Consider the following 16,810-nt stretch of genomic DNA (forward strand, 5'->3'; position numbering starts at 1 on the left):
ATCCGCCATCGCCATGCCTTGGCCGCGCAAAACCTCAACCTGCCGAAGCTTCGTGACGATCTCGTCGGGCTTGTGTCGCTTGTTGGCCATTGTGGTCCTCCTTCAGGGTCAAAACCATACTTCAAGGTGGACCCGTTCAATGGGGGTGGATCAATAGGCATTACGGCAATCGCCAGCCTGTACTTTCCCGAGTGGATCCCGGCAGCGGCCCTTGCCGGCGCCATCTTCTATCTGCTGGCGGGCGTGCAGCACGTTCGGAACCACCCCACGACCGCGCCGGAAATCGCCGCGATGGTGTCCGACCTTGGCATTGCGGCAATCCTGATCGTCTATCTCTGCTCGCTGAGCTTTTGAGCACCAGAAACCATAAATAAATCTCTGACCGCGGCAGGCGGAACGCTTCCAGACGTAATGCCACCGCGGTCAGCATGCCTCATCACTCATAATGCCAATATCAATAATCCCTCATCAACGAGTTCGACAATTTGCTCGACAACTTCCTCAATCATCATTTTCAGATTACCACAATTGCCCATATTCAGATCTTCTTTACTCCATATCCAGTGAATCATCTCTGATATCTCCAACATTTCATTCAATAATGCTCAATAAATCACGTACATTAAATCACCTTTTTTTCTCCGTTTAGGCAAATAGATATACGCATGAATCGAGTCCGATTTAAAGATTTCTGAATAGCAATTATAATACCGGCGCTCCGCGACACCGTATTTCCAGCAACGACGCGCGCCACCTGCCCCCCCGATCGGCTCCAACGCATGCGTTGTCCGGCAGGCACTTGATTTCCCATGAAGTAAAACCCTGCCCGGCATGACGCCGGACAGGGCTTCTGTTCATTTCGGATCGTCGGCGTTCTCCTCGGTCGCCCTCTTGGCTTTCCGTGGAAGACGGCCTACCACTTCATACGCAGGCCCACCGTTGCCTTGACGGAATAGCTGTCGCCGAAGTTGTTCAGGCTCGTGGTGACAAGGCCCTCGCCGTAGACCGAGTACCGGTCGTTGTCCCAGTTGTAGGAACCGCCGACGCCGATCCCGCCCCAGAGACGGTCCTGCTTGTTCTCGAAGCTGACGCCTGAGACATCGACTTGCGTGCCATCCTTGAACTCATAGTACAGGTTGGCAATGCCGTAGACATGCGCGCGATCGAGCGTACCCTTGTCGTTCTGCCATGAGTTCTCGTGGTCGAGGGCAATGCCGATGCGTCCCTGCAGGCTCTCGCCACGGCCGAAGCTCACGTCAGCCCCAAAGACGTCTATGAAGTCATCGAACTTGACCTTCGCGAAGGACAATTGGGCCTGCGGGGTAACCGACCAGGTGGGATCGATGGCGATCCTCTGGCCCGCCTCGATTGAGAAGGCGTAGCCATGGCCATCGTTGTCCGAGGCCACCCGCAGACGGCCGCCGTCGATGCTGAGGTCGCTCCGGTGCCAGGTCACCTGGGCCTGCCCGTCGACATAGAAGCCACCATCACCGTACCAGGTCAGCGTGCCACCGACGCCGAAACCGTCGGTCCTGATCTTGCCGCTGCCGCCGTCGGCATTATAGGGCGAGCTGACGCTGGCCGCGCCGCGGGCATAGTGAACGCTGAGCCCGCCGATAAGGGTGCCGGCACCATTGTCCAGCAGCGCGGCATCGTAGCCCGCCTGCAGGCGGTAGGTGTTGTGGTCATAGTCCGCACGCGACGTCGAAACACGCGGCTCGATGTGATGGTGTGTCCCTTCCAGACGGACCCAGGCTCCACTGAGCTCAACGAACGAACCCGCTTCTTGGGCAGGCGCATAGGTGAGATCCGGCGCGTCGGCGCCCTGAACCATCAGCCGGTTGCCATTGCCCGCCCAGTAGCGGTTGCCCACGCGCTGCTGCAGCGTCGGCAGCGACGACAGGCCCAGGAGCAGCTGCGGATAGGCCTCGTAGACAGGATCGCCCGCCTGGTAGAGCGGCCCCTCCGGAATGCTCGGATTGCTGGGGTCCACCGGGCCGCCCGGTTCGCCGGGATCATCCGGATCGCCCGGGCCGTCCGGATCCTCCGGCTCGTCTATTGCGGTGAGGTTGGAACGCAGGTACCAGTTACCGTCGTTGGGTGAGGAAGGCGCTCCCTTGTGCAGCTTGTAGGCGTAGGCGCCGCCAACGACCGCGCCTTCTCCCTCATGGACGTAATCGCCGGCGAGGATGAACGTGCCGTCCGAGTCGCCCGTAACGTCGATGATCTTGATGCCTTCCGTGGTCACCGCGCCCGTGCCGCCCGCATTGGCCACCCGGACATAGGACGAGCCGCTCGTGCCGCCCTCGACGACCAGCATGTCGGTCGGCGAGCTGTCGTCCTGGAGCACCGTATCGAGATGATAGGTGCCGCCGTTGCCCACGAAATCCCCGCGCACGGTAAGGATGTCGCCCGTCGCGCCATCGTTGGAGTCGATGAGGCCGCCGTTGGTCACCGACCCCTCGACGAAGTAGGTGCCCGAGCCGCCACCGCGGATCTGGAAGGAACCAGTCCCGACGGTCGTGAGATTGGCGTCGACGGTGAAGGAGCTGCCGGCATCGAGTACGCCGCCGGAATAGACGAAAACGCCCGTCCCCTCGTCATAACCGGCTGACAGCGTGCCGCCTGCAACGGTGTAGGTGCCGTCATGGAAGTTGACGTTCTCCCAGTTGAGAAACTTTCCGTTGTCGATCCCGGAATAGCCTCCCCGGAACGTCAGGTTGTCGATCATCCCGTCGGCCGCGCTCATGTCGTCCCCGCCGTCGATGGACGGTATGCCGGAAAGATCGACCTGACCATTCAGCGTGAGCTCATCCGAGCCGTCTCCCATCTGGATGAGGCCGGAAATGTCCGCGCCCGCATTGATCTCGAGATGGGCATCGCCGGTTCCGTCATTGTAGGCAGCCACCGCGCCTGTGACCGACGCGCCGGCATCGATCAGCGTGTGGGATTTCGTTGCGCTATTGTCGAGATGTATGGCTGTCTGGTCTGACTCGATGCTGGTGAGCCCGCCGATCCCGACCTTCGCCACCCCGCTTTCAGGCGCCACCCCCGTCGTCCCCATGCCCATGCTGAGCGTGATGCCGGTGCCCTGGATAACGACGCCCCGTCCGGTGGTGTCGATGCTGCTGTCGCCGGCATAGGTGGCGGTGCCGCTCGAAATGCGATAGCCGTCGCCCGAGCTGGCGCTGCCGATCACGCCGTTGCGGCGCGGTGTCGTCTCGATCGAGAGCGTCTGCGCCGTGATCGTTCCGCCGGTCTGCGCGATGGCCACGCTGTCTTCGGCCAGGATGGTCAGGGCACCCCGACCTCCAGGTTCCCGCGGTGCGCCAGCGCGGTTGAGCCGCCGGGACGATCGTCCGTTTCTCCCAGGTGATGGATCGTCAGATTCCCGCCGAACGTGGCAACATTGTAGCTGCGGAAACCCTGGATATCCCGCGCCATCGAGAAGACATAGCCGTTGCCGGCCACGTGCAGCACACCGGTGGTGTCGACCTGCAGGCTGGCGGTGCCGCTGGTGCCGTAGCGGTAGGTCTCCAGGTCACCGCCCACATTGATCGTGCCGTTGTTGACATATACCGCGCGGCTGTTGGTGGAATTGTAGCTGACAGCAGTCAGGTTGCCCGCAGCATTGATGGTGCCGCCGCTGAGGACATGAATTGCGTGACGCGCACCGCCGCCCGTCTGGTAGATGAGGGCATCTACCGTTATGTTCATCGTGCCGTCAGTGACGACATTCATCACGGCAGTGGTTGAGGCGCCGCTGATGAGGGCGGTGTAGTTCTTGCCGTTATAGTTGTACGGCGTGGTCGTGCCCGGCGTAGTCGTGCCCGGCGTAGTCGCGTCGAAAGTACAGGTCGACCCGCCCGGCGCGTGATACATGGTGGCCGATGCGCTGCATGCCGCCCATGCGCCCGATGCAGGCAGGCAGACGCCGCAGGACACGAGGGCTGCCAGACGGATTCTCTTCAGCACGGAAGCTTGGCGGAACTGTTTCCCGCGCGATCCGACGAACCACTGTGTCTCTTGGTTCCGTTGAGTTTTTTGCAATTGCAGGGGTTCCTCAGACCCCCTGGGCGTTTTCCGGGCATGTTTGGCCGCCCCCATTGCGGCAGTCCTTCCCGTCTCGTTAAGCGCCCTTGGCTGCCGCTGTTCAGCAAACATGCCACCTCCGTTCGTTAGCTTGCTAAGCACGTCAGAGGCACAGAATATGTTAAAAATGTGATTGTTATAACTACTTCATACGAGAAAAATTTTTCATTTATCTCTGTGAGACGCTGATTTTTATGTGCTTTTTCCTTTTAACATCCTGTCATCGATCGACATTGAAGAAAATTCCCTGCCCATTTGTTGATAGTGTTTCTTCGCTTCGTTGGCGTTTTGCGTGTTAAGGGCCGCCTTGCCTTTGCCATTTTTCGTCCTGGACAAGGCAGAAAGGGAAGCGCCTATCGCATCCGAAGCAAGTCGGCATTGACTTGCTTCGGCCTGCAAGGTTCCGGGAAGCCGCGTGAGAAGATGGCGTGCGGCTGGAGAATGCCGAGTTAGAGGGCCCTCATGTGAAGCGAATGACCGGCCGCCCGCGGAGAGGTCAATCCTGCGGGGCCTGCACGGAGAACAGATCAGGCAGGAAGGGCCGGAACCGCCTGCTGTTCGACCGCGGCGTTCCCGCCAGGGGGGGTGCGCCCGGCGGGAACGGCTGGTTTGCTATGCCGCGCGGGCGGCCGCCTTGCGGGCCAGGCGCGCGCGGATGCTTTCGACGTCCGTGCGCGGCGTGGCCGCAAACAGCGTCTTCGTGTACTCGTGCTTCGGGTCGGAGAATACTTCGTCGCGCGTTCCGTATTCCACGCACTCGCCGAAGTACATCACCATCACCTCGTCCGAGATGTAGCGCACGACCGACAGGTCATGGCTGATGAAGACGTAGGTCAACCCGAATTCGTCCTGAAGGTCCGCGAGAAGGTTCAAGACCTGCGCCTGGACGGAAAGGTCGAGCGCCGAGACCGGCTCGTCCAGCACCAGGAGGCTTGGGTTGAGCATCAGCGCCCGCGCGATGGCGATGCGCTGCCGCTGGCCGCCCGAGAACATGTGCGGGTAGCGGTTGAAGTGTTCGGGGCCCAGGCCAACCTTCTTCAGCATCTCCATGGCCCTGTGGCGGCGCTCGGAAGCCGGAAGGTCATAGTTGATGACCAGCGGCTCCATCAGCACGTCGCCGATCTTCTGGCGCGGGTTGAGCGAGCCGTAGGGATTCTGGAACACGATCTGCACCTTGCGGCGCAGCTCCTTCGAGATCCCCTTGGAGATGTCGACCTGTTCGCCGTCGATGAAGATCTCACCGGAGGTCGGCGGGTCGATCATCGTGATCATGCGTGCGAGCGTGGACTTGCCGCAGCCGCTTTCGCCCACAATCGCCAGCGTCTTGCCCCGCTCCACCTTGAAGCTCACGCCCTTCACGGCCCGCACCACCTTTTCCTTGCGGAAGAAGTTTCCGGCGGTGCGATATTCGCGCACGAGGTTGCGCGCTTCGAGAACGATCTCACTCATGCGGTTTCTCCCTTCAGGACTTCGTCCTCGAAGTAGAAGTCCGAGATACTCGGAAGCCTGTCGCCGGTTGCCTTTTCCGGCAGCGCGGAGAGCAGCGCCCTGGTGTAGGGGTGCTTGGGCGCCTCGAAGAGGCTCAGCACGTCCGCCTCCTCGACGCGGCGTCCCTTGTACTGTACGGCCACGCGGTCGGCGGTCTCCGCCACCACGCCCATGTCATGCGTGATGAGGATCATCGCCATGCCCGTCTCCATCTGCAGATTGACCAGCAGGTCGAGGATCTGCTTCTGGATCGTCACGTCGAGCGCCGTCGTCGGCTCATCGGCGATCAGCAGCTTCGGGTTGCAGGCGAGCGCCATGGCGATCATCACGCGCTGGCACTGACCGCCGGACATCTGGTGCGGGAACGACCGCAATCGCTCCTCGGGCTGCGGAATGCCGACCATGTGCAACAGCTCGATCGTCCGCTTGCGCCGCCCCGCCCGGTCAAGGTTGGTGTGCTGCTTCAGCGTCTCCTCGATCTGGAAACCGATGGTGAAGCACGGATTGAGGCTGGCGATCGGCTCCTGGAAGATCATGCCGATTTCCTTGCCGATGATCTTGCGCCGTTCGGCCGGCTTCAGGTTCAGGATGTCCTTTCCGTCGAAGCGGATGTAGTCGGCGGTGACCGTTGCCGTCCAGGGCAGCAGGCCCATCACCGCGAGCATCGAGACCGACTTGCCCGAACCGGATTCGCCGACGATGGCCAGCACCTCGCCCCGGTCGACATGGAGCGAGATGTTGTCGACCGCCTTGAGCGGACCCGAAACGGTGTCGAACGTCACCGTGAGGTTCTTGATTTCGAGCAGAGCCATCGTCACGACCTCTTCAGCTTCGGATCGAGCGCGTCACGCAGCCCGTCGCCCATCAGGTTGATGGCCAGCACCGTGATCAGGATGGCGAGGCCCGGGAAGGTCACCACCCACCACGCGCGCAGCACGAACTCGCGCGCCTCGGCGAGCATGGTGCCCCATTCCGGCGTCGGCGGCTGCGCGCCCATGCCCAGAAAGCCCAGTGCAGCGGCATCGAGAATGGCGTTCGAGAACGACAGCGTTGCCTGCACGATGAGCGGCGCCGTGCAGTTCGGCAGGATCGTCCTGAACATCAGCCGCATGCGGCTCGCGCCTGCCACCTTCGCCGCCGTCACGTAGTCGCGTGTCTTCTCCGACATCACCGCCGCGCGGGTGAGACGCACGAAGTGCGGTTGCAGCACCAGCGCGATGGCGATCATGGCGTTGAGCAGGCCCGGACCTAGCACGGCAACCAGCACGAGAGCCAGCAGCAGCGAGGGGAAGGCCAGGATGATGTCCATCACACGCATGATGAACGTGTCGATGGGCCCGCGGAAGTATCCGGCGATGAGGCCCACAACGACGCCGACCGACACGGAGATCGTCACCACGACGAGACCGATGAACAGCGAGTAGCGCGCGCCGTAGATGAGGCGTGAGAGAATGTCGCGGCCGACCGCGTCCGTTCCCAGGATGTACGTCCAGCTGCCGCCCTCGACCCACGCCGGCGGTCTCAGGAAGGCGTCGCGCACCTGCAGGACCGGGTCGTGCGGGGCAATCAACGGGGCGAAGATCGCCACCAGCAGGATGATGAGGAAGGTGACCGCTCCAATGACTGCGCCGCGGTTCTGCCGGAAATAGTACCAGAACTCGGCCAGCATCGCGCGGCGGATTGCGGACGCGCTGTACTCGCCTTCGAGTGCGGCTGCCGGATCTGCGGTCTTGGTTTGATTGATAGCCATTTCCCGACCCGATACCTAGTGCCTGATTCTTGGATTGATGAGGCCGTAGAGCACGTCCACGAGCAGGTTCACGATCATGATGATGCCTGCGATCAGCAGCAGGCCGCCCTGCACGACCGTGTAGTCACGCCGGAACACGCTATCGACCATCCACTTGCCGATGCCCGGCCACGAAAAGATCGTTTCCGTAAGGATCGCGCCGGCCATCAGCACGCCGATCTGCAGGCCGATGGTGGTGACCACCGGAATGAGCGCGTTGCGCAGCGCGTGCAGGCCGATCACCCGCTGCGGCGGCAGGCCCTTGGCCCGCGCCGTGCGCACATAGTCCTCGCTCAGCACCTCAAGCATCGCCGAGCGCGTCTGCCGCGCAATCACCGCGAGCGGGATGGTGGCGAGCACGATGGTGGGCAGGATCAGGTGTGACACGGCCGACTTGAAGGCCCCGGCCTGACCGGACAGCAGGCTGTCGATCAGCATGAAACCGGTCACCGGCGGAAAGAAATAGAGCAGCGAGATGCGGCCCGAAACGGGCGTCCACTGCAGCACGCCGGAAAACAGGATGATGAGCAGCAGACCCCACCAGAAGATGGGCATGGAATAGCCGACCAGCGCGAAGCCCATCACCGACTGGTCAAACCAGGACCCGCGCTTCACGGCTGCGACGATGCCGAGCGGCACGCCGACCAGCACGGCCACCAGGATGGCGCAGATCGAAAGCTCAAGCGTTGCCGGGAAAAGGGAAAGGAACTCGTCAAGAACGGGACGGCGCGTGACGATGGAGTTCCCCAGATCGCCCCGCAGAACCCCGCCCAGATAATCGAGATACTGAACGATGATTGGCCGGTCAAACCCCAACTGATGGGACAGTTCCGCATGGCGCTCGGGCGAAATCACGCGTTCGCCGGCCAGCATCTGCACCGGATCGCCGGGGAGAATACGGATGAACGTGAAGGCAATGATCGAAACGCCTATGAATGTGGGAATAAGAACTGCAAGGCGCCGAAGTATGAACTGGAGCATGGCGCGACCGCTCTCCTTTTTTGGCCAGAAGAGCCATGTTGGCTAATGGCAGGAGCGCGCTCATGCCTGAGCGCGCCCCCGGTACTCTGGTCTGGATGTGTCTTACTCAGCCAGGTCGACGCCTTCGAAGGCGAAGTCACCCAGCGGGCTCTGGACGAAGCCGACGACTTCCTTCCGCATCGGGACGATGGCCACGGAATGGACCAGCGTGGCCCACGGAGCCTCGCGCTTGAACACGACCTGGGCCTCCTTGTAGAGGCGGGTGCGCTCTTCGACGTCTGTAACCTGCTTGGCCTGCATCACGAGGTTGTTGAACTCCTCGTTGCACCACTGGGCGCGGTTGTTGCCGCCCACGGCCTCGCAGCCGAGCAGGGTGTGCAGGAAGTTGTCCGGATCGCCGTTGTCACCGGTCCAGCCGAGCATCACGGCGCCGTCGCGGTCTTCAGCCTTCGAGCGCTCCAGATATTCGGCCCACTCGTAGCTGACGATCTCGGCGTTCACGCCGATCTTCTGGAAGTCGGACTGGATGATCTCCGCGGCACGGCGGGCATTCAGCATGTACGGACGGCTGACCGGCATCGCCCACAGCTTCATGCTGAGGTTGGAAACGCCGGCCTCCTCAAGCAGCTTCTTCGCCTGGTCGAGGTCGTAGGCGTCGTCCTCGATGTCATCATTGTACGACCACATCGTCGGCGGGATCGGGTTCTTCGCCGGAGTGGCCAGACCCTGGAACACGGCGTCAACAATGGCTTCCTTGTTGATCGCATGGTTCAGCGCCTTGCGGACCTTGACGTTGTCGAACGGCGCGACCTTCGTGTTGTAGGCGAGGTAGGCGACGTTCAGGCCCTCCTGCTCCATGACCTTCAGGTTCGGGTCGGCCTTCATCTCCTCCACGTCAGCCGCGTTCGGGAACGGCATCAGGTGGCACTCGCCGGCCTTCAACTTCTGGTAACGAACCGAGGCGTCGGGCGTGATCGCGAACACCAGGTCGTCGATCTTCTGCTTGCCGTTCCAGTAATCCGGGTTGGCCTTGTAGCGGATGACGGCATCCTGCTGGTAGGCGACGAACTGGAACGGGCCGGTACCGACCGGCTGCTGGTTCAGCAGCTGCATGTTGCCCTCGGCCTCGAGCTTGTCGAGGTATTCCTTCGACATGATCGAAGCGAACGGCATGGCGAGGCTGGCCAGGAACGGAGCCTCGGGACGCTTCAGCTTGAAGCGGACGGTCATGTCGTCGACCTTCTCGATGGACTCGATCAGGTCCGGCAGGCCCATGCCGACGAAGTACTCCCAGTTGGCGCCCGGAACGTAGGAGTGCCACGGATGATCCTTCTTCCACTGACGCTCGAAGGAGATGATGACGTCGTCAGCGTTGAAGTCGCGCGTCGGCGTGAAGAAGTCGGTCGTCTGGAACTTCACGCCCGGACGCAGCTTGAACGTGTATTCCAGGCCGTCCTCGGAGATCTCATAGTCCTCGGCGAGACCCGGAACAGTTTCGGTCGTGCCCGGCTTGAACTCCAGCAGGCGGTTGTAGACCGTGTGCGCGGCGGCATCGAACGTGGTGCCCGCGGTGTAGAGGCTCGGGTCGAAGCCCTCCGGAGAGCCTTCCGAGCAATACACAAAGGTCTTGGCTGCCGCTGCGCCGCTGATCATCGTCGCAGCGAGCAGAGCAGTTGCGAATGTGGCCGTGAGTTTCAACAGTACCTCCCTCAACGCCAGTAACTTTAACCGATTGTATTGGGTCATATAATCAGACTTCATCACAGGTACGCAAGCCACATAAATGTGTAATTCTTTGTAGGAGTTTCACCTCATAGGGGGAATTGATCCTTCGCACTGGACGCACGGACACAAAGCAAGTCACACTGGGGAACCGGAGCTCTGGAGAATTGGGAATCCCGCACAATGGCGGAAAACTGGATTACCGAAGTTCTGACATTCTGGTTCAAGGAGCTTGAACCGTCGAAGTGGTTTGCCCCCGATCCCGATGTGGACCAGCAGATTGCCACGCGGTTCAAAGATCTGTGGATGGCGCTGAGCGCCAACCCGCCTGCGGCCGCTACAACTGACCCGCGGGCGGCGCTTGCCGCCGTGATTGTCCTGGACCAGTTCCCGCGCAACATGTTCCGTGGCACGGCGCAGGCCTTCGTGACGGACGATCTCGCGCTCTTTCTTGCCCGGCAGGCTTTGGATGCCCGCCTGGACGAGAAGCTGGCGCCCGAAGAGCGCCTGTTCCTCTACATGCCGTTCCAGCATTCGGAAATCGCGGCCGTGCAGAGCCGATCGGTGGCGTTGTTCGAAAAGCTCGGGATGGAGGAGCCCCTGCGCTACGCGAAGGAGCATCGGGATATCGTCTACCGCTTCGGCCGTTTTCCGCACCGGAACAAGGTTCTCGGCCGCCACAGCACCGAAGCGGAACTGGAATTCATGGCCGGACACGCAGGCTTCGGACAGTAACCGCACAACCCGCCCTGGCCGGCGTGCTCTCCCGGCCGGCGCGTTATTGGAAAGATAACAACTTAAGAAGAAAACGCTCGGGGAGGTAACGTTGGTTCGATCCACCAGGAAGGATGGCGCGGCCGAGCGCCCGGAAGGGATGAAACGCAACAGAAAGACAGAACGTCAAGGCTCCCCGGACGAAATTGACCAAACGACGCCGGCGGCGCCCCCTGAGGAACACTCTTCTTTGACAACGGAAGCGGCGGGTGATTCGCCCGTGCCCGGCCCGGACAAAGCGAACTCGCTGGAGGAAGCCGAGGAATTGGACACGTCAGCCGGAGATACCGCTGGCGGGCAGTCCGGCGCATCGAATTCGCCGGGCAACCCGATCGGGTCTCGCCCGTGGCTCAGGAGCTATCCCGAAGGGATACCCCACGAGATCGGGCCCTTTGAACACGCCTCGATCGGCGACTTCATGGCCGACACCTGCCGACGCTACGCCGATCGGACGGCCTTCATCAGCCTGGGCAGGGAGCTCAGCTTCGGGAAGCTCGAAGAGATGTCGCGTCATCTCGCCGCCTGGTTCCTGTCGCTCGGCCTGAAAAAGGGCTCGCGCGTCGCGCTCATGATGCCGAACGTCCTCCAGTACCCGATTGCCCTCATGGCAGTGCTGCGGGCCGGGCTGGTGGTGGTCAACGTCAATCCGCTTTACACCGCGCCGGAACTCGCCCGCCAGCTCAAGGATGCCGGAGCCGAGGCGATCATCGTCCTGGAGAATTTTGCCGCCACGTTGCAGAGGACACTGCCGGAAACCTCCGTCCGGCATGTGGTTGTTGCGAGCATGGGCGATCTGCTGGGCCTCAAGGGCTTTGCGGTGAACTTCCTCCTGCGCCATGTCAAACGCATGATCCCCGCCTGGTCGATACCCGGCCACATGCCGTTCCGTCAGGCGTTGCGCCGCGGCGCGCGGCTCCCGTTCGATCCGCCGCCCGTCAGCCTCGATGACCTTGCCTTCCTGCAGTACACGGGTGGCACGACCGGCGTTGCCAAGGGAGCGATGCTGCTCCACCGCAACATCCTCGCCAACATGATGCAGAACACCGAATGGGTGCAGACCGCGTTCATTCGACGGCCGAAGCCGGACAATCTGTTCATGGTCTGCGCCCTGCCGCTCTATCACGTCTACGCCCTGACCGTGAACGCTCTGATGGGCATGCGGCTGGGCGCCACCAACCTGCTGATCGCCAACCCACGCGACATCCCGGGATTCATCCGCGAGCTCGCCAGGTATCCGTTCAACATCATTGTCGGGCTGAACACGCTGTTCAACGCGATGCTCAACAACCCCGACTTCCGGAATCTGAACTTCGGGAATCTGATCCTGACCCTGGGCGGCGGCATGGCCGTGCAGCCTACCGTGGCCGAACGCTGGAAACGGGTGACCGGCGGCACGATCCATGAGGGCTATGGCCTGTCCGAAACCTCGCCGGTCGTGGCCGCGAACCGGTTCTGCGACGACGAGTTCACCGGCACCATCGGCCTTCCGATCCCGTCGACCGACGTGAAGATCTGCGGCGAAGGGGGAGAGCCCCGCGGCTTCAACGCGGTCGGCGAGCTGTGCGTTAAGGGCCCCCAGGTCATGGCCGGCTACTGGCAGCACCCGGAGGAAACGGCGGCAGCGTTCACCCCAGACGGCTATTTCCGTACCGGCGACATGGCCGAGATGGACGAGCAGGGCTTCATCCGCATCGTTGACCGCAAGAAGGACATGATCATCGTTTCGGGCTTCAACGTCTATCCCAACGAGATCGAGGCGGTCGTTGCATCCCATCCTGGCGTGCTCGAAGCCGCCGTCATCGGCGTGCCGCACCGGCATTCCGGCGAGGTTCCCAAGGTCTTCGTCGTCCGCAAGGACCCGAACCTCACGGAGAGGGACATCCTCAACTACTGCCGCGAGCGGCTGACCGGATACAAGCGGCCCCGCTACGTGGAGTTCCGGGACTCGCTGCCGAAGTCCCCGGTCGGCAAGTTTCTGCGCAGGGAACTGAAGGAACAGCCCCTGCCGACAGGCGACGAACCCGACGACGAGGGCGAATAGGACCGGGTCCGGACAGGAGGAGGACAGGCGACCGCGTGTTCAACTGTCACCGGCGTTCACCCCTTCCGCAGGGCATGAATTCTCTGGACCAGGCCGGCCGTTGAGGAATCCCGGCCTAAGGCATCTTTCCTGCCCTCCACCACCGGCAGCAGCTCGGTCGCCAGTTCCTTGCCGAGCTCCACGCCCCACTGGTCGAACGCATTGATCCCGAACAGCGCGGCCTCGACAAAAACCCGGTGCTCGTAGAGCGCGACCAGCCGCCCGAGCGCGAACGGATCGAGCTTCCGGTAAAGGATCGTGACCGACGGGCGGTTGCCCGGGAACACCCGGTGCGGCGCAAGCCATTCTGCTTCCTCTTCGCTCATGCCCTTGGCGAGAAGCTGGGCCCTCGCCTCCTCCAGCGTCCGCCCCCGCATCAGTGCTTCCGCCTGGGCGAGGCAGTTGGCAACCAGCAGGTCGTGGTGGCGCCTGAGTTCCGGTTCGTGCCCCTCGGCCGCGACGATGAACTCCACCGGGATCACGTCCGTACCCTGATGGAGAAGCTGAAAGAAGGCGTGCTGGCCGTTGGTGCCCGGCTCACCCCAGACGATCGGCCCGGTCGGCGTTTCGACCGGAGAGCCGTCCAGCCGCACCCGCTTGCCGTTCGACTCCATGTCGAGCTGCTGCAGATACGCAGGCAGCCGCGCAAGCCGCTGGTCATAGGGGATGATCGCCCGCGAGGGATAGCCGCAGATCACCCGGTGCCAGAAGCCGACGAGGCCGAGCAGCACCGGCAGGTTCTGCCCGAACGGCGCCTCGCGGAAATGCTCGTCCATCCGCGCCGCCCCCGCCAGCATCTTGCGGAAATTCTCCGGTCCCACCGCGATCATCAACGGCAGGCCGATGGCCGACCAGACCGAATAGCGCCCGCCGACCCAGTCCCAGAAACCGAACACGCGCGACTGGTCGATGCCGAAGGCCGCCACCTTGTCGAGCGCCGTCGACACGGCTGCGAAATGCGCGCCCACCGCCTCCTCGCCAAGCTTCTCCGCGACCCACCGCCGTGCGGTCGCGGCATTCGTCATCGTCTCGACCGTCGTGAACGTCTTGGACGCCACGATGATGAGCGTAGTCTCCGGATCAAGCCGGGCCAGCGTGTCAGCAATGTGCGCCGCGTCGACATTCGACACGTAATGCAGCGCCGGCCCGTCATGGTAGGGCGCGAGCGCCAGCGTCGCCATGCACGGCCCCAGGTCGGAACCGCCGATGCCGATGTTCACCACATCGGTGAAGCGCTTGCCCGTGGCTCCCTTCAGCGACCCGGACCGGATGCCGCTGGCGAATTCCTCCATCGCGGCGAGAACCGCCTGCACGTCGGCCATCACGTCCCGGCCCTTGCAGTAGACCGGCCCGCCGGAATGGCGGAGCGCTGTGTGCAGCACGGCGCGATGTTCGGTGATGTTGATTTCCTCGCCCGCAAACATGGCGTCCCGCCGCCCGGCCACGCCTGCCGCCTCGGCGAGCTGCGCCAGCAGCCGCATCGTTTCGTCCGTTACCGCGCACTTGGAATAGTCGAGCGTGAGATCGTCAAGTGAAGCGGAGAAACGGCTGAAGCGCTGCGGATCGGTTCTGAAGGCCTCCCTGAGGTCGAACGAGTGAAACCGGCTCCGGTGTTCCCGTAAAGCTGCAAGTGCATCCGCATAAGCGATCATTCGTACCCTCACTGGCTTGCCGACAACAAATATCGAGACTGAAAACGTGATGCAGAAAATTCAACGAAAGACTCTTGAGAAATAGGGCCTTCATAAGACATCTGTGAAGGCTGTGCGCATCTTTTCTTGGGGGCGGATTTTCTTGTCCTCCACATATGGCCGCTCCCGTTCACCCATTCCTCCACAGATCCGCCGCCACGCCCGCGGCGCGCCGGCTAAAGCAACCAGTTTGCAAACCGTCATCCATGGATTAGCCTTGCTTCCCTATACAACAATGACGGTTGGAGACCTCGCAGATGGCAATGGTAATTGAAGGTGAGGAGCGGATTTCTGCGCCGATCGACGTGGTCTGGCGCGCTCTCAACGATCCGGAGATCCTGAAGGCTTGTATTCCGGGTTGCGAGAACCTCGAAAAGAAATCCGATACCGAGCTGGAAGCGACGGTGACCCTCAAGATCGGCCCCATCAAGGCCAAGTTCAACGGCTCCGTGGAGCTGTCGAACCTCAATCCGCCCTATTCCTACACGATCTCCGGCGAGGGCAAGGGAGGAATCGCCGGCTTCGCCAAGGGCAGCGCCGACGTGACGTTGAAGGAGGATGGCCCCGACACCACGATCCTCACTTACGCGGCCAAGGCCGATGTGGGCGGGAAGATGGCGCAGCTCGGATCGCGCCTGATCGAATCGACATCGAAGAAGCTTGCCGCCCAGTTCTTCGGCGACTTCAACACCCAGGTGAGCGGCGGCGCCTCTGCCGAGGAAGCGACAGCCTGAAGGCACCCCGGCACACCGCGGGCGTTCCTTTCGGCCTCATGGTGAGCCCGTGGGACCATGGGGCCGCCGGTCCCCGCCTGCTTCAACAAGCTCAGTACGCAGGGCGCGGCGAAACGCCTTACTCGAAAACGATTCTAGGTCCGCCCCCGGCGCCCGCCTGCGCCTTGAGCTGCGCCAGTACCTTCTCGGCGATCTCGCGGTAGACCCTGGCCTGCGCGCCGTCCGGATCGACGGCGACCACCGGCGTGCCGGCGTCCGACTTCTCGCGCACGTCCATTGTCAGCGGAACGCCGCCGAGGAACGGCACGCCGATACGCTCGGCCTCAGCCTTCGCGCCGCCATGGCCGAAAATGTCGTAGCGCTTGCCCGTGTCCGGCGCGATGAAATAGCTCATGTTCTCGACCACGCCGAGGATCGGCACCTCGACCTTGCGGAACATGTTGATGCCCTTACGCGCGTCGATCAGCGCCAGATCCTGCGGCGTCGAGACGATCACCGCGCCCGCCAGCGGCACCTGCTGCGCCATGGTGAGCTGTGCATCACCGGTGCCGGGCGGCATGTCGACGACCAGAACGTCGAGCGGCGCCCATTCCACGTCGCGCAGCATCTGCCTGAGCGCCGACATGACCATCGGCCCGCGCCAGACCATCGGCGTATCTTCCTCCACCAGGAAGCCCATCGACATGGCCTTTACGCCCCATGCCTCGATCGGCTGCATGGTGCGGCCGTCCGTCGTCACCGGCTTCTCCTTGACCCCAAGCAGCTTCTGCATGGACGGGCCGTAGATATCCGCGTCGAGAATGCCGACCTTCTGGCCCAGCGCGCGGAGCGCGATCGCCAGGTTGACCGCCGTGGTCGACTTGCCGACGCCCCCCTTGCCGCTCGCCACGGCGATGATCCAGCGCACGCCGTGAATTTCAGCCTTGGGCGGAATGGTCCCCGCTGCGGGGCCTGCCGGCCGCGACGACTGGGGGGCCGGTCGCGGTGCGGGCTGCGGGCGCGACCGCGGCGCCTCACCCATGCCGCCCTGCCGCTCGGCCGTCAGCGCCACCAGCGCGTTCGTCACGCCGGGGATGGACTTGACCGCCCGCTCCGCCGCCTCGCGCAGGGGCTCCAGCTCCTCGGCCCGCTCGGCGGGCACCGTGATGGAGAAGAATACCTTGCCGTCCGCGATGAAGATCTCGGACACCATGCCGAGCGAAACGATGTCATCCTTGAAGTCCGGACCCTTGATCGTGCTGAGCTTTTCGATGACGGCTTCACGCGTGACGGTCATTTGTCTTGCCTTCAGATTTCTTGGCCGCGAGGGAGCTTGCATTGCCCGGCTGGGCTCTGTGCTGGCCTCTATATGTTCGGGCACCGGCCGGCATTCAACCGGTGCTGAGGCCATGGCTTCATAGACCAGACTGCCCCGAGAACCAAGCATGTATGCGGTCACACCGCGCCCCGCCCTGCCCCG

12 protein-coding genes and 1 pseudogene are annotated in these 16,810 nt (G+C 62.7%); 4 read left to right on the forward strand and 9 right to left on the reverse strand.

The features are described from left to right. A pseudogene (locus ABD906_RS00015) lies at window positions 1-354 on the forward strand (hypothetical protein); the annotation flags it as partial. A gap of 559 nt (window positions 355-913) precedes the next feature. Here the strand turns inward: ABD906_RS00015 and ABD906_RS00020 are convergent. From ABD906_RS00020 to ABD906_RS00050, 7 genes are all read right to left on the reverse strand, one after another. Continuing rightward, the gene (locus ABD906_RS00020) at window positions 914-3,274 is read right to left on the reverse strand and encodes an autotransporter family protein (protein ID WP_345097529.1); all 2,361 of its coding nucleotides are present in this window, start codon (window positions 3,272-3,274) and stop codon (window positions 914-916) included. 20 nt (window positions 3,275-3,294) lie between these two features. After that, on the reverse strand, window positions 3,295-3,975 hold the full coding sequence (locus tag ABD906_RS00025) for a hypothetical protein (protein ID WP_345097530.1): 681 nt from the start codon (window positions 3,973-3,975) through the stop codon (window positions 3,295-3,297). Between the two features lie 729 nt (window positions 3,976-4,704). Next, complete coding sequence (locus ABD906_RS00030) at window positions 4,705-5,541, reverse strand: dipeptide ABC transporter ATP-binding protein (protein ID WP_345097531.1); 837 nt, start codon at window positions 5,539-5,541, stop codon at window positions 4,705-4,707. Next, window positions 5,538-6,392, reverse strand: a complete 855-nt coding sequence (locus ABD906_RS00035; protein WP_345097532.1) for an ABC transporter ATP-binding protein — start codon at window positions 6,390-6,392, stop codon at window positions 5,538-5,540. The genes ABD906_RS00030 and ABD906_RS00035 overlap by 4 nt, the downstream gene beginning before the upstream one ends. A gap of 2 nt (window positions 6,393-6,394) precedes the next feature. Beyond that, window positions 6,395-7,330, reverse strand: coding sequence for an ABC transporter permease subunit (locus ABD906_RS00040; protein ID WP_378187675.1), 936 nt, complete (start codon window positions 7,328-7,330; stop codon window positions 6,395-6,397). A 15-nt stretch (window positions 7,331-7,345) separates the two neighbouring features. Further along, window positions 7,346-8,350, reverse strand: coding sequence for an ABC transporter permease subunit (locus ABD906_RS00045; RefSeq protein WP_345097533.1), 1,005 nt, complete (start codon window positions 8,348-8,350; stop codon window positions 7,346-7,348). A gap of 102 nt (window positions 8,351-8,452) precedes the next feature. Then, on the reverse strand, window positions 8,453-10,003 hold the full coding sequence (locus ABD906_RS00050) for an ABC transporter substrate-binding protein (protein WP_345097602.1): 1,551 nt from the start codon (window positions 10,001-10,003) through the stop codon (window positions 8,453-8,455). A gap of 252 nt (window positions 10,004-10,255) precedes the next feature. Between ABD906_RS00050 and ABD906_RS00055 the strand changes: the two genes are divergently transcribed. Together ABD906_RS00055 and ABD906_RS00060 are read left to right on the forward strand one after the other, a co-directional pair. Next, a complete protein-coding gene (locus tag ABD906_RS00055; protein ID WP_345097534.1) occupies window positions 10,256-10,807 on the forward strand; it encodes a DUF924 family protein in 552 nt (183 codons plus the stop codon). A 139-nt stretch (window positions 10,808-10,946) separates the two neighbouring features. Continuing rightward, window positions 10,947-12,887: a long-chain-fatty-acid--CoA ligase gene (locus ABD906_RS00060; protein WP_378187672.1), complete on the forward strand. Its 1,941-nt coding sequence runs from the start codon at window positions 10,947-10,949 to the stop codon at window positions 12,885-12,887. 56 nt (window positions 12,888-12,943) lie between these two features. Here ABD906_RS00060 and pgi read toward each other — a convergent pair whose 3' ends face one another. Continuing rightward, window positions 12,944-14,578 (reverse strand): glucose-6-phosphate isomerase, encoded by a 1,635-nt coding sequence (gene pgi / locus ABD906_RS00065; protein WP_345097535.1) that lies wholly within the window; start codon window positions 14,576-14,578, stop codon window positions 12,944-12,946. Between the two features lie 296 nt (window positions 14,579-14,874). Between pgi and ABD906_RS00070 the strand changes: the two genes are divergently transcribed. Next, complete coding sequence (locus tag ABD906_RS00070; protein ID WP_345097536.1) at window positions 14,875-15,351, forward strand: SRPBCC family protein; 477 nt, start codon at window positions 14,875-14,877, stop codon at window positions 15,349-15,351. A gap of 118 nt (window positions 15,352-15,469) precedes the next feature. On the opposite strand, the gene ABD906_RS00075 is transcribed toward ABD906_RS00070, so the two are convergent. Continuing rightward, the gene (locus ABD906_RS00075) at window positions 15,470-16,627 is read right to left on the reverse strand and encodes an Mrp/NBP35 family ATP-binding protein (RefSeq protein WP_345097537.1); all 1,158 of its coding nucleotides are present in this window, start codon (window positions 16,625-16,627) and stop codon (window positions 15,470-15,472) included. Window positions 16,628-16,810 lie beyond the last annotated feature (183 nt).

It is taken from the genome of Chelativorans composti (genome assembly GCF_039541695.1).
Taxonomy (GTDB): domain Bacteria; phylum Pseudomonadota; class Alphaproteobacteria; order Rhizobiales; family Rhizobiaceae; genus Chelativorans; species Chelativorans composti.